A 14,320-nucleotide genomic window follows, 5' to 3' on the forward strand; every position below is an offset into this window, starting at 1 on the left:
GGACAAAAGCGGCTAAACATCCAGCCAGATCGTGACCGGCCCGTCATTGGTCAGGCGCACGGCCATGTCAGCGGCAAAAGATCCGGTGGCGGTTGCGATGCCGAGTGCCCCCATGTCGCGCACGAATTGATCATAAAGCGCGCGCGCCTGATCGGGTTTCGCGGCCTGTGAAAACCCCGGACGGTTGCCGCGCGATGTATCAGCCGCCAGGGTGAACTGGCTGATGATCAGCGCGGCACCGCCGGTGTCGGCCAGCGACAGGTTCATCTTGCCCGCGTCATCCTTGAAAATGCGCAGCTTGCTGATCTTGGCGGCAAGGGCTGCGGATCTGGTTGCATCGTCGCCCGCCATCGCGCAGACAAGGATCAACAGGCCGGGGCCGATTTCGCCGATCACAACGCCGTCTACGGTGACAGATGCATCTGTCACGCGTTGGATCAGTGCCCTCATATTTCAGAGGCCCAAGGCGGGTTTGCGCCCGCACGGCTGACAGTGATCGCGGCCACCTTTGCCCCGAACGCCGTCGCATCGGCCAGATCGTCAAGGCTGGCGTCACTGATCCGGTTTTTTGTCAGGTGGCCGGTTTTGTGCATATGCGCCAAAAACCCCGCGCTGAATGTGTCGCCCGCGCCGACCGTATCGACGACATTAGCCTTTTGGGCGGGCACATCGACTGTGCCGTCACGTGTCAGGACCGTCACGCCGTCGGCCCCACGGGTCAGCAGGATGACCTGCGCCGATGTTGTTGCAAACAGCGCCTGCGCATCTGCGCCGCCGGTGATCCACGCCAGATCCTCGTCCGATGCCTTGATGATATCGGCCGCTGCGAAAAGGCGGGCAAGGCGGGCGCGATAGGCGGCTTCATCCGCGATGAACGAAGGTCGGATATTGGGGTCGATCATTGTGACATGGTGCGGTGCCGTGCGCAGCATCAGTGTTTCATAGGCGGTGGCACAGGGTTCCACCATCAGGCTGATCCCGCCGAAAAACAGCGCATCGGCCTGCGGTTGTGGCAGATCATCCGCGTTCAGCATCCGGCCGGCGGTGTTTTCGTCGTAAAACGCATAGGACGCATGGCCATCCGTCAGGGTCACAAAGGCCAGCGTCGTGGGGCGGGCACTGACTGCGGCGGGTGTGCTGTCAACGCCCGAGGCGGCCAATTCGCGCAGCAGGATATCCCCGAACAGATCCGACGACAGGCCGGAAAAGAACTGCACCGGCGCGCCCAGCCGCCCCAAGGCGATGGCCGTGTTGAAAACCGACCCGCCCGCATGGGGGGCAAAGGCAGCTTCACCCGTCGTGGCCTGCCGTGGCAGCATGTCGATCAGGGCCTCTCCGCAGCACAGGATCATGGTTTTCCCCCAAAATTATTGACTGTTAGCGATAACGAAACCTGCGATAATCGCAATTATCGCCCCGATCAAGACGGCAAATGCGATCTTCCATGCCGACCATGGCCGTTCGCCTTGCACCCGGCCCGTGCGCCCGTTGACCACAAAACGATAGGTCTGCCCGCGGTATTTATAAGCGGCCAGCCAGACCGGCAGCAGGATATGTTTGAAGGTCACATCGCTGATTGTGGTCTGCACATCATGCACGCGCTGTTCATCGCCGCCGATATCATATTTGCAATCGCGCAGGATCATGCGGTCCATATAGGCGCGGGCCTCTTGAAAGCCTTCGATCAGTTCGACCTGATACCCTTCGGCGCGGAAACCGGCCAGATATTCGGGGTTGTAAGGTTCCAGTGCGGATAAATCCCATGGTTCCAGCCCGTCGGTATAGCGTTTGGGCAGCGACCGCGACGCCAGCACCAGCACATCGTCAAAAAACCGCGCCACCCGCCCTGATGCGGGCCGCCAGCGGGTTTTGCGCACGCGGACCTGTTGGCGTTTGCCATCGCGGATGACTGTTTGCGTGGTGTAGTAATGCGTGCCGCGCTGGCCGGTATACTGGCTTTGCGTATCGGCGTCGAAGGTCCAGTAGGGCACATAGATCCCCGCCATCCGCCGCCCTTTGCGGGCGTAATCCTGCAAACCGTCGGGTGCAAACCACAACCGGCCCAGCCAGTCGGTCATGGCATGCCGCGCGGTGTTTTCATCCAGCACAAAGGGCAGCAGGCCGCGCGGTTTGATATGGCGGTGTGTGCCTGTGTCGGTGACGACAGGTGTGGCGCAAAACGGGCATTCTGCGGCGTGTGTGTCGGGATCAAATTCAAATGTCGCGCCGCAACTGGGGCAGGAAACGGTGCGGGTTTCTTCGATCTCGGCTGCGGCCAACCGGTTTTCCACGGCGCTGCGAAAATCCAGTTCCTTGATGCCGCCATGGGTGCGCTGGGTGGTTTCGATGGTCTGGATGTTGCCGCAATGATCGCAGATCAGCCGCTGTGTGCCCGGATCATAGCGCAGGTCCGACCCGCAGGCATCACAGGGAAAGTGATGTTCGGCAATCGTTGATTCGGGCGCTGATATTTCGTCGGCGTTCATGCGTCACCCATAGCAATGCAGTCTGGCAAGCACCATGATCCAGATAAGATCTGGCATCACAGAAATTTTTGCATATAGCGTGGGCTCATCACGCGCAGCGCGCCATCGTTCAGCGCGGTATGGCGCCAGAAATGAAACAACCCGTGAAAGGTTGACGCCACCAGCAGCACCAACAAGGCGTTCCACGCCCAGTCCAGCGGGGTCAGCGCGAGCAATGCTGTCAGATTCAGCCCTACAGCGACACTGACAAGCGCATACATGCCCCGATGTTGCGCGGCAAAAGTGGTGCGCAAGCTGCCCTGCAATTTTGGCCCCGGTTTAGCAAGAACACCCCGTGTAATGGCCAGCCCGACCCACAGCGCACCCGAAACAACAAACACCCAGCGCAGCGCAGGGGCGTCTGTGCCGCCCTTGATCATCGCCAGCACCAGCATCAGTGTTGACCAGTGCAACAAAATCGTCACGCTGCGCCGTGTGATGCGCCCCATCATGCGCCGGGGGGCGGGGGCGGCATCACGGTGAACAGATGCGCCAGTTCGGTTACGTCTTCGGCCTGCATCCAGCCGTCCTGCCCTTGGGTCCAGACCATGCTGCTGCGGGTCAATGTGCCCTCTGTGACTTTGCGCCCCATGGCCGCCTTGGAAAACGGCCCCGACACCTGACCGCCCTGGGCGATGTGCCAGACATGTTCCACAGGTGGGGGCGGCGGTGGGGGCGGTGCTGCGGCAGCTGGCATTGGCCCCCATGGGCCTTGATTGGCCATTTGGTTTGCCATCGCCATGCCCATACCCGCACCCAGCCCTGCGGCCATCCCGCCACCGGCGGGGTTGGCAGCTGCGGCTGTCATCGCCTCGGCGGCGGAATACTGGGTGAACTTGCCCAGATCGCCCGCCAGCCCCATGGATGTGCGTTTGTCCAGCGCTGCCTCGACTGCGGGGGGCAGGCTGATATTTTCAATATAAAGTTCGGGAATCGCCAGCCCGTATTCATGCAATGTGGGGTCGATGGCCGTTGCCACCAGCTTGCCCAGATCGGCGGTGTTTGCAGCCATGTCCAGCGCGGGAATGCCCGAAGCGGCCACAACGCGGGAAAATTCCTGCACGATGATATTCCGGATCTGATAGCTGATTTCATTCATGGTGAATTCGCCATCGGTGCCGACGATTTCACGCAAAAACAGCGCGGGGTCCGCGACCCTGACAGTATAGGTGCCAAAGGCGCGCAGCCGGGTTGGGCCAAATTCAGGGTCGCGCAGCATAATGGGGTTTTTCGTGCCCCATTTGAGATTGGAAAACCGGGTGGTATTGACGAAATAGATCTCGGATTTGAAAGGGCTTTTGAAACCGTGGTCCCAGTGCTGCAGGCTGGTCAGGATCGGCATGTTGTTGGTTTCAAGCAGATACAGCCCCGGCGTGAACACATCAGCCAACTGGCCTTCATGCACGAAAACGGCCGCTTGCCCTTCGCGTACGGTCAGTTTCGCGCCGTATTTAATCTCGTGGCCTTCGCGTTCGAACCGCCAGACCATGGTGTCGCGGGTGTTGTCGGTCCAGTGAATGACGTCAATGAATTGACCGCTGAGAAAATCAAAAATGCCCATATCAAGGTCTCCGTTCAGTATATCAGGGGGCAGCGGGCCATCAGCTGGCCCCCTGCGCCATAAGTTCGCGTGCGATCTGGCGTGCGATCGGGGCGGCGGTGGCGGGTGACATCCCCGGTTGCAAGCGCGGGTCATACAAGATGCGGATCAGGAATTCGTCGTGCCGGGTCAGCAGCGCGAATTCTTCGTTGTCGTTAAATATGGATGGCCGCGCGCTGGGGCTGTCGTTGGCCAGCCCCATGCCTTGGGCCAGTTCTTCGTGGATGCAGGCTGACCGCATCAGGTTTGGGTGTTCCGCCCTGATCAGGGCAACAGCATGACGATAGGTGGATTGACCGGGTTCAAAGGTGCCGATCACAAAGCAAAACTGTTCACGCGGCAGGTTGGCGACCGTTCGCAGCGTCGCACCAGATATCCCTGGTATGATCTTTCGCAGCTTGTCCGAAAAGCCTGCGCGGTCGTCCTCGCCCAGAAAATACACGTGGAAATTTGGATCGTCGTCAGTGATGCTGATGGGAACACCGCTGAGCCTTGAAAGCCGGGCGGCGTAACTGCCGACGCTCGCGGCATCCCTGTCGCGTTGGGCCAGCGGCACGGTATCACCAAATTTCACTGTCATGCGAATAGGTTGATCCCAGCGGCGCAATGTTGACACGGTGGCGCGCGGTGTCAGAAAGTCGCTGTCGTCGCGGTATTCGTTAAACAGAGCGATACGCACGAAATTGCGTGCCAGCATCGTATCAGTAAAAGGCGTATCCGGTCCACCGCCGTCACCACGCAGCAACCCTTGGGTCAGCAGATCATTCTGGACGCGCTGGTAATACAGCGCCAATTCGCGGCTTTTGGCGCTAGGGGGGGGCACCGTTGCGGGCAGGTCAACGGTCGATTGCTGTGCGGCGACCTGCGGGTCAGTGGCTGGTGGCGTCGATTGTGTCGCAACGGTGCAGCCTGCCAGCGCAATGATTGCCGCACAAACCCAGAAATTCCGCATCATGCCGCCCCCTTTGGTGCGTTATTCGCCACCAGCGGCGCTGCCAATCATGGTGCCATTGCTGGTGCCGCGCGCCTTGGCGGCGGCCAGCGTCTTTTTCAGTTCGCTTTCCATCTTTTGCAGTTCCACCTCGGCCTCGGCGCGCTTGCGCTTGCCTTCGTCGGCGATCTCAAGGCTTTCGTTGATGGTGGCGATCAGGTTTGCGTTCGCCTCTTTCACGGCGTTGATGTCAAAGACGCCGCGTTCCATTTCAGTGCGGATGACCTTGTTGGCGTCGCGCAGGTTCTGGGCGTTTGCGGTCAGCAGGTCGTTGGTCAGGTCATTGGCGCTGCGCACGGCCTCGGCCGCTTCGGCGCTGCGCTGGATGGTCACGGCTTGCGCCAGTTGCGTTTCCCAAAGCGGCACGGTGTTCACCAAGGTCGAATTGATTTTCGTCACCAATGATTTGTCGTTTTCCTGCACCAGCCGGATCGAGGGCAGCGATTGCATTGTTACCTGGCGGGTCAGTTTCAGGTCATGCACCCGGCGTTCCAGATCGTCGCGCACGCTGCGCATATCGCGCAATTCCTGTGCCTGCATCACGGCGTTGCCTTCAGCGGCTTTTTCCACGGCGGCCTCTTTGGCGGGGATCGTCGTCGTGTCCATCTCGGTGATCTTTGCCTCGCCTGCGGCGATGTAAAGCGCCAGTTCATCGTAGAATTGCAGCGTCTTGTCATAGAGCATGTCAAGGCTCACGATATCTTTCAGCAGCACATGTTCATGCTGAAGCAGATCATCGGTGATGTGGTCGATCTGGCCTTGCACCTCTTCGAAGCGGGCGGCGAATTTCGCCATGGGGGCGGCGCGCCCCAGCAGTTTTTCCCAGAATGTCCGTTCGCGGCGTACATCCAGTTCCGACACCGAAAAGCCACGGATCGTGGTGACGATTTTGCGCAGACTGTCGCCGGCTGGGCCGACATCCTTGTTGCGCACGCCTGCCAGCATGGATTGGCTGATCTGCTGCAATTCGGCCTGCGCGGATGATCCGAATGACACGATGGAAGTCGTATCGGTCACGTCAATTTCAGCCATGCGTTGTGCGATGGCGTTGCTGGTGGATGTATCTGCGGCGTTCAATGTCACCAGCTCACCGGCAGGTTCAGGAAGCACGACCGCGGTCACTTTTTCAACTTCGGCCAGGGCGGCCTCGGCTTTTTGGCGGATGGTGTCGGACATGTTAATTCCCCTTTGGTTTCAGGCTAACGCCTTCGCGCTGCAAGCGGTCGCGCAATACATTGATTTCAATATCCATATCAGATCGGTCATCCAGCAGCATCTTTTCGGTGCGGGCGGCAAAATTCTGCTCAAGGTCGTCCAGAAGTGCTTCGTATTTCGTGCGGGCCTCGGGGTCTTTGGTGCGGCGATACAGATCGACAAACTTGATCGTCGCATCGCGCGCGCCCATTAGATAAACGCCCAGATATTTGCGCGCGCCGGTCAGGTCGCGGGGGTCTTGCTCGACGGTGCTGATCATCCGGCGGGCAACGGTTTGAAACCCGGCGACGCGGATATCCAGCTTGCGGTCGTCAAGGCTTGCGATTTGCTTGCGCATCGCGTCCAGATGCGCCTCTGCTGCGTCAACGACACGCGCAACCCTGTCTTGTTGGAAGGTATCGACGCCTTCCATTCGCTTGTCGGTCAGCGGATCAATGCCAAAAGCCGCCACATGCAGGCCCAATGCCGCCAAACCATAAAGCACAGAGCCAGCCAGCCCGCTATCGCCGGTCAATGCGGCAATCGTCACCCCGATACCCGTCAGCGCCGATGCCAGCATCTTGCGCGGAACCGCGGGGCGCCGCGCAATGCGGCGCGCGTTATAGGCGGCTTCGGCGCGCAGACCTTCCTGTAACAGCCATGCCGCCAATGTCAGAAGCCCGCCGCCAATCAAGGCAGTCACAACGACGGTTGGCCCATCGTTCAGCGATGCCAGAACCAGAACGATCCCCGGAAGGTATAGCAAGCGACCACGCGTCCCGGCAGCATGAATTGCCCGGCGATCCAGCGACTCTGCCCGGTGGGCGGCGTCATTGGCCGCGCCACCATCCGGGCTGTATTTCCCACCAAAGCGCTGCCCCATCAGCCAGCCCCCAGCCAGCCAGCACTGACACCTATCATCAGAATGACCAGCAAAATGTAGGCAATTTTCCGAAACGTGACAGGCATCTTATCCTCGTGTCTGCCGGTCGCTTTTGTCGCCAGCGCCTGCATTGTCCCCAGCACAGCGGTGAATGCAATCAGAACTGCGGCCACAAGCAGAATTAACAGGATAAAACGCATCATTTTCGGGCGCTCCAGACAGGCTTTGCGTCAGAGATAGGGAATCCGCAACGCAATTGCGAGTGTTTGTGCAGCCCGGCTGCGGGCGCGGGGCTAACCTGTCCGATTGCCTCCTTTTGGGGCGGGCCGCTTGACCGGCTTGCGCACCCGTGTGGGTGTGGGTTTGTCCGACAGGCCCAACTGGTCACGCACCACGCGCTGTTTCAGTTCCTCGACGGCGCCGGGGGCTAGATTGCCCAGCTGGAACGGGCCATAACTGACGCGGATCAGTCGGTTTACGGTGACGCCGATTGCCTCCATCGCGCGGCGGATTTCGCGGTTCTTGCCTTCGCGCAACGATACCGTCAGCCACGCGTTCGCACCCTGCTGGCGGTCAAAGGTAACGATCATGGGCTGATAGCGGACGCCGTCTACTTCGATCCCGGCGCGCAGCTGGTCCAGTCTGGCCTCGCTGACTGATCCGTTGATGCGCACGCGATAGCGGCGCAGCCAGCCTGTGCTGGGCAATTCCAGCCGCCGCTTGACGCCGCCGTCATTGGTCAGAAGCAGCAGACCTTCGGAATTCAGGTCAAGCCGCCCCACCGACATCACGCGCGGCATGTCGTCGGGCAGGGCATCGAACACGGTTTCGCGGTCTTTTTCATCCCGTTCCGTCGTCACCAGTCCTGCGGGTTTGTGATACAGCCAGATGCGCGGCGGGTCGGGTTCGCCCACCAGCTTGCCATCGACGACGATTTTGTCGGCTGCGGTGACGTTCAGTGCTGGGCTTTGGATCGTTTTGCCGTTCACGCTGACGCGGCCTTCGGTGATCATGCGTTCAGCGTCGCGGCGGCTGGCGATGCCGGCTCGGGACAGGACTTTGGCGATGCGGTCGCCGGTGGGGGATGTATCGGTCATATCCGCCCCATACCCGCTTTGATCTGCCCTTGCCAGTGGCATGGTTGTCGGGGCATCACAACACAATGGTTTTTCGCAGCTACATGGATATCGCATTGGACGAAGCCCGCGCAGCGGCAGCCCGGGGCGAGGTGCCGGTGGGCGCGGTTGTGGTCGGATCAGACGGCGTGATTGCGCAAGCAGGCAACCGCACCCGCGAACAGCACGACCCCACTGCCCATGCTGAAATGCTGGCGATCCGTGCGGCCTGTGCGGCGTTGGGGCAGGAACGTCTGACGGGGTGTGATCTTTACGTGACGCTGGAACCCTGCCCGATGTGCGCCGCCGCGATCAGCAACGCGCGCATTGCGCGACTGTATTACGGCGCGGCCGACCCGAAATCAGGCGGCGTGGCGCATGGCGCACGGGTGTTCAGCCACCCGCAATGCCACCACGTGCCAGAGGTTTACGACAGCATCGCCGCCCCCGCAGCCGAAGCGTTGTTGCGCGATTTCTTTGCGCAACGGCGCTGAGAAATTTCGCGAAATTTCTCTGGCCGCGTCGCTTAAAACGTCACGGTTTCCATCACTTCGGGCGTTTTCACATCGACCCCGGGCAAGGCATCCACCAGCGGCTGTGCGGATTGCGCAAGCAATGGAAAGGTCTTGTAATGGCAAGGTATGACCGTCTTGAAGTTGAAATAGCGCTTCGTGGCATAAGCCGCGCGATCCATGTCCATCGTATAGCGCCCCCCACAGGACAGGATCCCGATGTCGGGTTTGTGGTAATCGCCCATCCAGTCCATGTCGGCCATGATGTCTGTGTCGCCGCTGACATAAATTACATGCCCTTCGCCTGCGATCATGAAACCTGCCTCTGACCCTGACGCGCGCGGCTGGTCGCCGCTGAAATCCACGCTGGAGGAATGGCAGGCGTTCACAATTGTGACAGCGACATCGCCCAAGTGCAGCGTGCCGCCCTTGTTGAACCCAAGCGTTTCAACCCCGTCCTTGCCGCCCCACATCGTGGCGAGTTCATGAATGCAGAGAATGGGAATGCCTGCCGTCTTGGCAATATTCAATGCGCTGCTGGCATGGTCGCCATGGCCGTGGGTCAGCAGGATATGCGTGGCCCCGGCGATGGCCGTATCATGCTGATTATCGGGCAGAACCGGATTGCCCGCCAGCCATGGATCGACCAGCAAGACCTGTTCTGCAATTTCGATCCGAAACCCCGAATGTCCCAGCCATGTGATTTTCATCTTGCCCTCCGTGATTACTGCCCCAGACTAACCGCTGACGGATGAGGCGCAAGATGGATTGGTTTGCACAGATAAATGCCTATTGCGAAAGGGGTGACGCATCCTATTGGGCGGAACCGGTCAATGCGGTCACCAACCTTTCGTTCATCATCGCGGCGGCAATCATGTGGCCGCGCAGCGCGGGCCTGCCCATGGCGCGGGTGCTTTGTGTGATCCTGTTTGTGATTGGCGTGGGCAGCTACCTGTTTCACACCCATGCCACGGCTTGGGCAGCCCTGGCGGATGTTGTGCCGATCGGGCTGTTTATCCTGACCTATCTTTTTGCAATCAACCGCGACGCGGTGCCGCTGCGGACCAATTGGGCGGTTTTGGCAACACTGTTGTTTATCCCCTATGCCGCCCTTCTTGTGCCTGTCCTGCACCAGATTCCGTTCGTGCGGATTTCAAATTTTTACTGGACGGTGCCTATTCTGCTGATGATTTACGCTGTTTTCCTGCGCCATCACGCAGAATTGGCGCGCGGTTTCTGGGTCGGGGCTGCGATTCTGACGGTATCCATCACCTTCCGGTCGCTGGATGCGCGCCTGTGCGCTGCGCTGCCCATTGGCACGCATTTCATGTGGCACCTGCTGAATGGCGTGATGCTGGGCTGGATGATCGAAGTTTACCGCCGCCATATGCTTGCGGGCCGCACGGCCTGACGCTAAACGCAAGGGCAACGCTTTACCGGAGTATTGCCAATGTCGATAGACACCGAAACCGCCCGCCGCGTGGCCAAGCTGGCCCGTATCAAGGTTGAAGAAGATGCGCTGCCCGCACTGGCCAGTGAATTCAGCGCGATTCTTGGGTTCATCGAACAGTTGAACGAAGTGGACGTGGACGGGGTGGAACCGATGACATCCGTTACCCCGCAACGTCTGAAACGGCGCGACGATGTGGTGACCGACGGGAACCAGCAAAAGGCGATCCTTGCCAATGCGCCAGATGCCCGCGAAGGGTTTTTTGCCGTCCCGAAGGTAGTTGAATAATGACCGATCTGACCAAACTCACCATTGCCCAAGCCCGCGATGCAATGCGCAAGGGCGACACCAGCAGCGCCGAAATCACGCAAGCCTGCCTGACCGCGATCGAAGGCGCCAATGCACTGGGCGCATTCGTGCATCACACGCCTGATATCGCGGCCACGCAGGCCGCCGCCGCTGATGCGCGGATCAAGGCGGGCGATGCGCCGGACATGTGCGGTATTCCGATTGGTATCAAGGATCTGTTCTGCACCAAGGGCGTGCCGTCACAGGCGGCGTCGCGCATCCTGCAAGGGTTCAAACCCGCATACGAATCGACCGTCACAACACAGTTGTTTGATGCGGGTGCCGTCATGCTGGGCAAGCTGAACATGGACGAATTCGCCATGGGGTCGTCCAATGAAACATCTGTCTACGGCAACGCGGTCAACCCGTGGAAAGCAGGCGATACGCAACTGACACCGGGCGGATCATCGGGCGGGTCGGCGGCGGCTGTGGCGGCTGACCTGTGCCTTGCAGCGACAGGCACCGATACCGGCGGGTCGATCCGCCAGCCTGCGGCCTTTACCGGCATCACGGGGCTGAAACCCACCTATGGGCGCGTGTCACGCTGGGGCATCGTGGCGTTCGCGTCTTCGCTAGATCAGGCGGGGCCGATGACCAAGGACGTGCGCGATGCGGCGATCATGTTGCAGGCCATGTGTGGCCACGACCCAAAGGACAGCACCAGCGCCGATCTGCCCGTGCCCGATTTCGAGGCCGCGCTGACAGGCGACATCAAGGGTAAGGTTATCGGGATTCCCCGCGAATACCGCATGGACGGGATGCCCGAGGAAATCGAAAAGCTGTGGGCCGATGGCACCGCGATGCTGAAAGACGCAGGCGCGGTGATCCGCGACATCAGCCTGCCGCACACAAAATACGCGCTGCCTGCTTATTATGTGATTGCCCCCGCCGAGGCATCATCGAACCTGGCCCGCTATGACGGTGTGCGTTTTGGCCACCGTGCCAAACTGGCGCAGGGCGACGGGATTACAGAAATGTATGAAAAAACCCGCGCCGAGGGGTTCGGCGCAGAGGTGCAGCGTCGCGTGATGGTCGGCACCTATGTGCTGTCGGCAGGCTTTTACGACGCCTACTACAACCGTGCCCGCAAGGTCCGCACGCTGATCAAGCGGGATTTCGACCAAGTGTTTGACGCCGGTGTCGAGGCGATCCTGACGCCTACGACACCGTCAGCGGCCTTTGGCCTTGGCGAAATGGCGGATGCGGATCCGATCAAGATGTATCTGAACGATGTGTTCACCGTGACCGTGAACCTTGCCGGTCTGCCCGGCATCGCTGTGCCTACCGGAATCGATGCACTGGGGCTGCCATTGGGGCTGCAACTGATCGGGCGGCCCTGGGACGAGGCCGGATTGCTGAACACCGCCTATGCATTGGAGCAGGCGGCGGGTTTTGTAGCCAAACCGCAAAAGTGGTGGTAGTTTCCCCAAAAAATGTAACGCAGGTGGCAGATAGGTCCAGATGTCCAAGAGTTTGATGATAGCGTTGGCCATAACCGGTTTGGCAGCCTGTGCCACGGGAAGTGAACCCAACCGTGGCGTCGGGTTCGACACTTATGCCATGTATGAACTTGAACGCGCAGAGCGCGAGGCAGCCCTGTCGTCTGGCCGCAGCAGCGGTATTGTGCCGCCTGCGCAGGTCACAGTTATGCCGTCCCCGCAAGCGCCCCAAGGCATTCCATCAAGTGCGCTGGCCGCAGCTGGCATCGGGCAAGCGGCGGGGACGACGCCCAGTGCCGTGAACACCGCCGCAGATCCCGGGCGTGTCGGTGGGGTGGATGCGTCACCGACAAATGCCCCGCCCATCATCACAAATAATCCCCGGATTTCGGACGAACAGAGCTTTGATGCGGTTGCGGAACGCGAAACCATCGAAAGCGATGCACAAAGGCGCGCAGCCCAGGCCGCCGCGCGCGAACAGATCGCACCGTCTGCTGTGCCGGAACGGCCTGGCAGCACGGGGCCGAATATCGTTGAATACGCGATCAATGCGCCCAACGTGAAAGGGCAGGCATGGTATAGCCGTTCACTGTTGACCACGCAGGCGCGCTTTATCCGTAACTGTGCGGCCTACGCCAATGCGGATGAAGCACAGCGCGATTTTCTGGCGCGTGGCGGGCCTGAGCGTGACCGCCTTGGGCTGGATCCGGACGGGGACGGCTTTGCTTGCGGCTGGGATCCGGCGCCCTTCAAAAGGGCTGCTGGAAACTGACGCTGAGATCGCATCCGTCGCCCAACTGCGGGCCGCGCAGGGATGGCGCGCGCCCTGACATTGTCGTAATCCATTACACCGCGATGCCGTCGGCCAAGGCTGCGCTTGATACATTGTGCAATCCCGAAAACGAGGTTTCAGCCCATTACCTGATCGCAGCCGATGGCGCAGTGATGGCATTGGTGCCAGAAGCGCTGCGCGCATGGCACGCAGGCGCAGGGCGCTGGGGGCGGGTCTCGGATGTGAATAGCCGGTCTATCGGAATCGAGCTGTGCAATGACGGGTTCAGCCCCTTTGCCGCCGCGCAGATGGATGCGCTGACCGATCTGCTGCGCGGGATCAGGGCGCGCTGGGGGATCCGGCCCGAACGGGTGATTGGCCATTCGGATATGGCACCGGGCCGCAAGATCGATCCGGGTGCGCGATTCGATTGGCGCAGGCTGGCGCACGCAGGGCTGGCTGTATGGCCTGACCCATGCGGATCTGCCGACACTGCCGGATTTGTGCCATTGATGCGTGCCTTTGGTTATACAGCAACCGACAACCCTGATGTGCTGTTGCAAGTCTTTCGCCTGCGGTTTCGCCCTTGGGCCAGCGGGCCGCTGGATACGACCGATGCCGGGCTGATCCACAACCTTGCCCGCCGTTTCCCCGTTGACGTGAACGCCGCCTGCACCTAACTGACCAGTGCGCGGATGGCTGGATGGCTGCGGCAGCAATGTCGAGGAAAGTCCGGACTCCACAAAGCACGGTGCCGGGTAACGCCCGGCGGGGATAACCCCAGGGAAAGCGCCACAGAGAACAGACTACCTGACATGTCAGGAAAAGGTGAAACGGTGGGGTAAGAGCCCACCGCGCGCTGGGCAACCAGGGCGGCACGGCAAGCCCCACCGGGAGCAATGCCAAATAGGGACCGCGTGCGGCGTTGATCCGGCAACGGATATCACCCGCAGGGAGGCTTGAACCCGAGCGGTCCGGGTTGGCAGCTAGAGGGGGTCTGGTAACAGGCCCCCCAGATGAATGGTCATCCAACCGCCGGTATCGGCGGGGGACAGAATCCGGCTTATAGGCCATCCGCGCAGATTAAGGGGCTTGTGACGTGGGTTTGCGGTTGACTCGGGCCTTGGCAAGGGTAAAAGGCAGGCTCAATCAGTTTTATGCGTAGCGCCCGATGCGGCCCGCAACCAGGAGAGATGAGATATGGCGAAGCCTACCACCATCAAGATCCGCCTGAACTCCACTGCGGGGACCGGGCATTTCTACGTGACGAAGAAAAATGCGCGCACGATGACCGAAAAGATGGCGGTCAAGAAATATGACCCTGTTGTGCGCAAGCATGTCGAATACAAGGAAGGCAAGATCAAGTAATTGATCGCCGTTCCGAACAGCAATCAGGCCGCGCAATTTGCGCGGCTTTTTTGTTTTCAGCCAGTCATTGCGGAAACGAAAAAAGGCCGGTGTTTCCACCGGCCCCATGCATCAGATGATTTG

Annotated in this window: 18 protein-coding genes and 1 other RNA gene; 8 read left to right on the forward strand and 11 right to left on the reverse strand. The window is 60.3% G+C overall.

Features of this window, described 5'->3' with window-relative positions:
• Positions 1-12: 12 nt before the first annotated feature.
• From dtd to IBX59_RS02540, 10 genes are all read right to left on the reverse strand, one after another.
• A complete protein-coding gene (dtd, locus tag IBX59_RS02495; RefSeq protein WP_296372055.1) occupies positions 13-450 on the reverse strand; it encodes a D-aminoacyl-tRNA deacylase in 438 nt (145 codons plus the stop codon).
• Positions 447-1,352 (reverse strand): carbohydrate kinase, encoded by a 906-nt coding sequence (locus IBX59_RS02500; protein WP_296372057.1) that lies wholly within the window; start codon positions 1,350-1,352, stop codon positions 447-449. The genes dtd and IBX59_RS02500 overlap by 4 nt, the downstream gene beginning before the upstream one ends.
• 15 nt (positions 1,353-1,367) lie before the next feature.
• The gene (locus IBX59_RS02505) at positions 1,368-2,486 is read right to left on the reverse strand and encodes a primosomal protein N' (replication factor Y) - superfamily II helicase (RefSeq protein WP_296372059.1); all 1,119 of its coding nucleotides are present in this window, start codon (positions 2,484-2,486) and stop codon (positions 1,368-1,370) included.
• A 56-nt stretch (positions 2,487-2,542) separates the two neighbouring features.
• Positions 2,543-2,974, reverse strand: coding sequence for a hypothetical protein (locus tag IBX59_RS02510; protein ID WP_296372061.1), 432 nt, complete (start codon positions 2,972-2,974; stop codon positions 2,543-2,545).
• On the reverse strand, positions 2,974-4,086 hold the full coding sequence (locus tag IBX59_RS02515) for an SPFH domain-containing protein (RefSeq protein ID WP_296372063.1): 1,113 nt from the start codon (positions 4,084-4,086) through the stop codon (positions 2,974-2,976). The genes IBX59_RS02510 and IBX59_RS02515 overlap by 1 nt, the downstream gene beginning before the upstream one ends.
• 40 nt (positions 4,087-4,126) lie before the next feature.
• Positions 4,127-5,080: a DUF2927 domain-containing protein gene (locus IBX59_RS02520; RefSeq protein WP_296372065.1), complete on the reverse strand. Its 954-nt coding sequence runs from the start codon at positions 5,078-5,080 to the stop codon at positions 4,127-4,129.
• 18 nt (positions 5,081-5,098) lie between these two features.
• Positions 5,099-6,292: a toxic anion resistance protein gene (locus IBX59_RS02525; RefSeq protein WP_296372067.1), complete on the reverse strand. Its 1,194-nt coding sequence runs from the start codon at positions 6,290-6,292 to the stop codon at positions 5,099-5,101.
• Position 6,293: 1 nt separating this feature from the next.
• A complete protein-coding gene (locus IBX59_RS02530) occupies positions 6,294-7,193 on the reverse strand; it encodes a 5-bromo-4-chloroindolyl phosphate hydrolysis family protein (protein ID WP_296372068.1) in 900 nt (299 codons plus the stop codon).
• Positions 7,193-7,396, reverse strand: a complete 204-nt coding sequence (locus IBX59_RS02535; RefSeq protein ID WP_296372071.1) for a hypothetical protein — start codon at positions 7,394-7,396, stop codon at positions 7,193-7,195. The genes IBX59_RS02530 and IBX59_RS02535 overlap by 1 nt, the downstream gene beginning before the upstream one ends.
• Positions 7,397-7,486: 90 nt before the next feature.
• Entirely contained in the window at positions 7,487-8,290 is an 804-nt protein-coding gene (locus tag IBX59_RS02540; RefSeq protein ID WP_296372073.1) for a pseudouridine synthase, read from the reverse strand.
• 65 nt (positions 8,291-8,355) lie between these two features.
• On the opposite strand from IBX59_RS02540, the gene IBX59_RS02545 reads away from it, so the two are divergent.
• Entirely contained in the window at positions 8,356-8,802 is a 447-nt protein-coding gene (locus IBX59_RS02545) for a nucleoside deaminase (RefSeq protein ID WP_296372136.1), read from the forward strand.
• Between the two features lie 32 nt (positions 8,803-8,834).
• On the opposite strand, the gene IBX59_RS02550 is transcribed toward IBX59_RS02545, so the two are convergent.
• Complete coding sequence (locus IBX59_RS02550; RefSeq protein ID WP_296372075.1) at positions 8,835-9,530, reverse strand: metal-dependent hydrolase; 696 nt, start codon at positions 9,528-9,530, stop codon at positions 8,835-8,837.
• A 53-nt stretch (positions 9,531-9,583) separates the two neighbouring features.
• Between IBX59_RS02550 and IBX59_RS02555 the strand changes: the two genes are divergently transcribed.
• The 7 genes from IBX59_RS02555 to rpmG all read left to right on the forward strand — a co-directional run bounded on the left by IBX59_RS02555 (position 9,584) and on the right by rpmG (position 14,197).
• On the forward strand, positions 9,584-10,231 hold the full coding sequence (locus IBX59_RS02555) for a ceramidase domain-containing protein (RefSeq protein WP_296372076.1): 648 nt from the start codon (positions 9,584-9,586) through the stop codon (positions 10,229-10,231).
• Positions 10,232-10,270: 39 nt separating this feature from the next.
• Entirely contained in the window at positions 10,271-10,558 is a 288-nt protein-coding gene (gene gatC / locus IBX59_RS02560) for an Asp-tRNA(Asn)/Glu-tRNA(Gln) amidotransferase subunit GatC (protein WP_296372078.1), read from the forward strand.
• On the forward strand, positions 10,558-12,039 hold the full coding sequence (gatA, locus tag IBX59_RS02565) for an Asp-tRNA(Asn)/Glu-tRNA(Gln) amidotransferase subunit GatA (RefSeq protein WP_296372080.1): 1,482 nt from the start codon (positions 10,558-10,560) through the stop codon (positions 12,037-12,039). Before gatC ends, gatA begins: the two co-directional genes overlap by 1 nt.
• Positions 12,040-12,094: 55 nt before the next feature.
• The gene (locus IBX59_RS02570; RefSeq protein WP_296372082.1) at positions 12,095-12,829 is read left to right on the forward strand and encodes a hypothetical protein; all 735 of its coding nucleotides are present in this window, start codon (positions 12,095-12,097) and stop codon (positions 12,827-12,829) included.
• On the forward strand, positions 12,790-13,509 hold the full coding sequence (locus IBX59_RS02575; protein ID WP_367119352.1) for an N-acetylmuramoyl-L-alanine amidase: 720 nt from the start codon (positions 12,790-12,792) through the stop codon (positions 13,507-13,509). The genes IBX59_RS02570 and IBX59_RS02575 overlap by 40 nt, the downstream gene beginning before the upstream one ends.
• 11 nt (positions 13,510-13,520) lie before the next feature.
• Positions 13,521-13,911, forward strand: an RNA gene (rnpB, locus tag IBX59_RS02580) — RNase P RNA component class A.
• 118 nt (positions 13,912-14,029) lie between these two features.
• Complete coding sequence (rpmG, locus tag IBX59_RS02585; RefSeq protein ID WP_047995749.1) at positions 14,030-14,197, forward strand: 50S ribosomal protein L33; 168 nt, start codon at positions 14,030-14,032, stop codon at positions 14,195-14,197.
• The last annotated feature ends 123 nt before the right edge of the window (positions 14,198-14,320 follow it).

The organism is Yoonia sp. (assembly GCF_014859355.1).
Lineage (GTDB): Bacteria > Pseudomonadota > Alphaproteobacteria > Rhodobacterales > Rhodobacteraceae > Yoonia.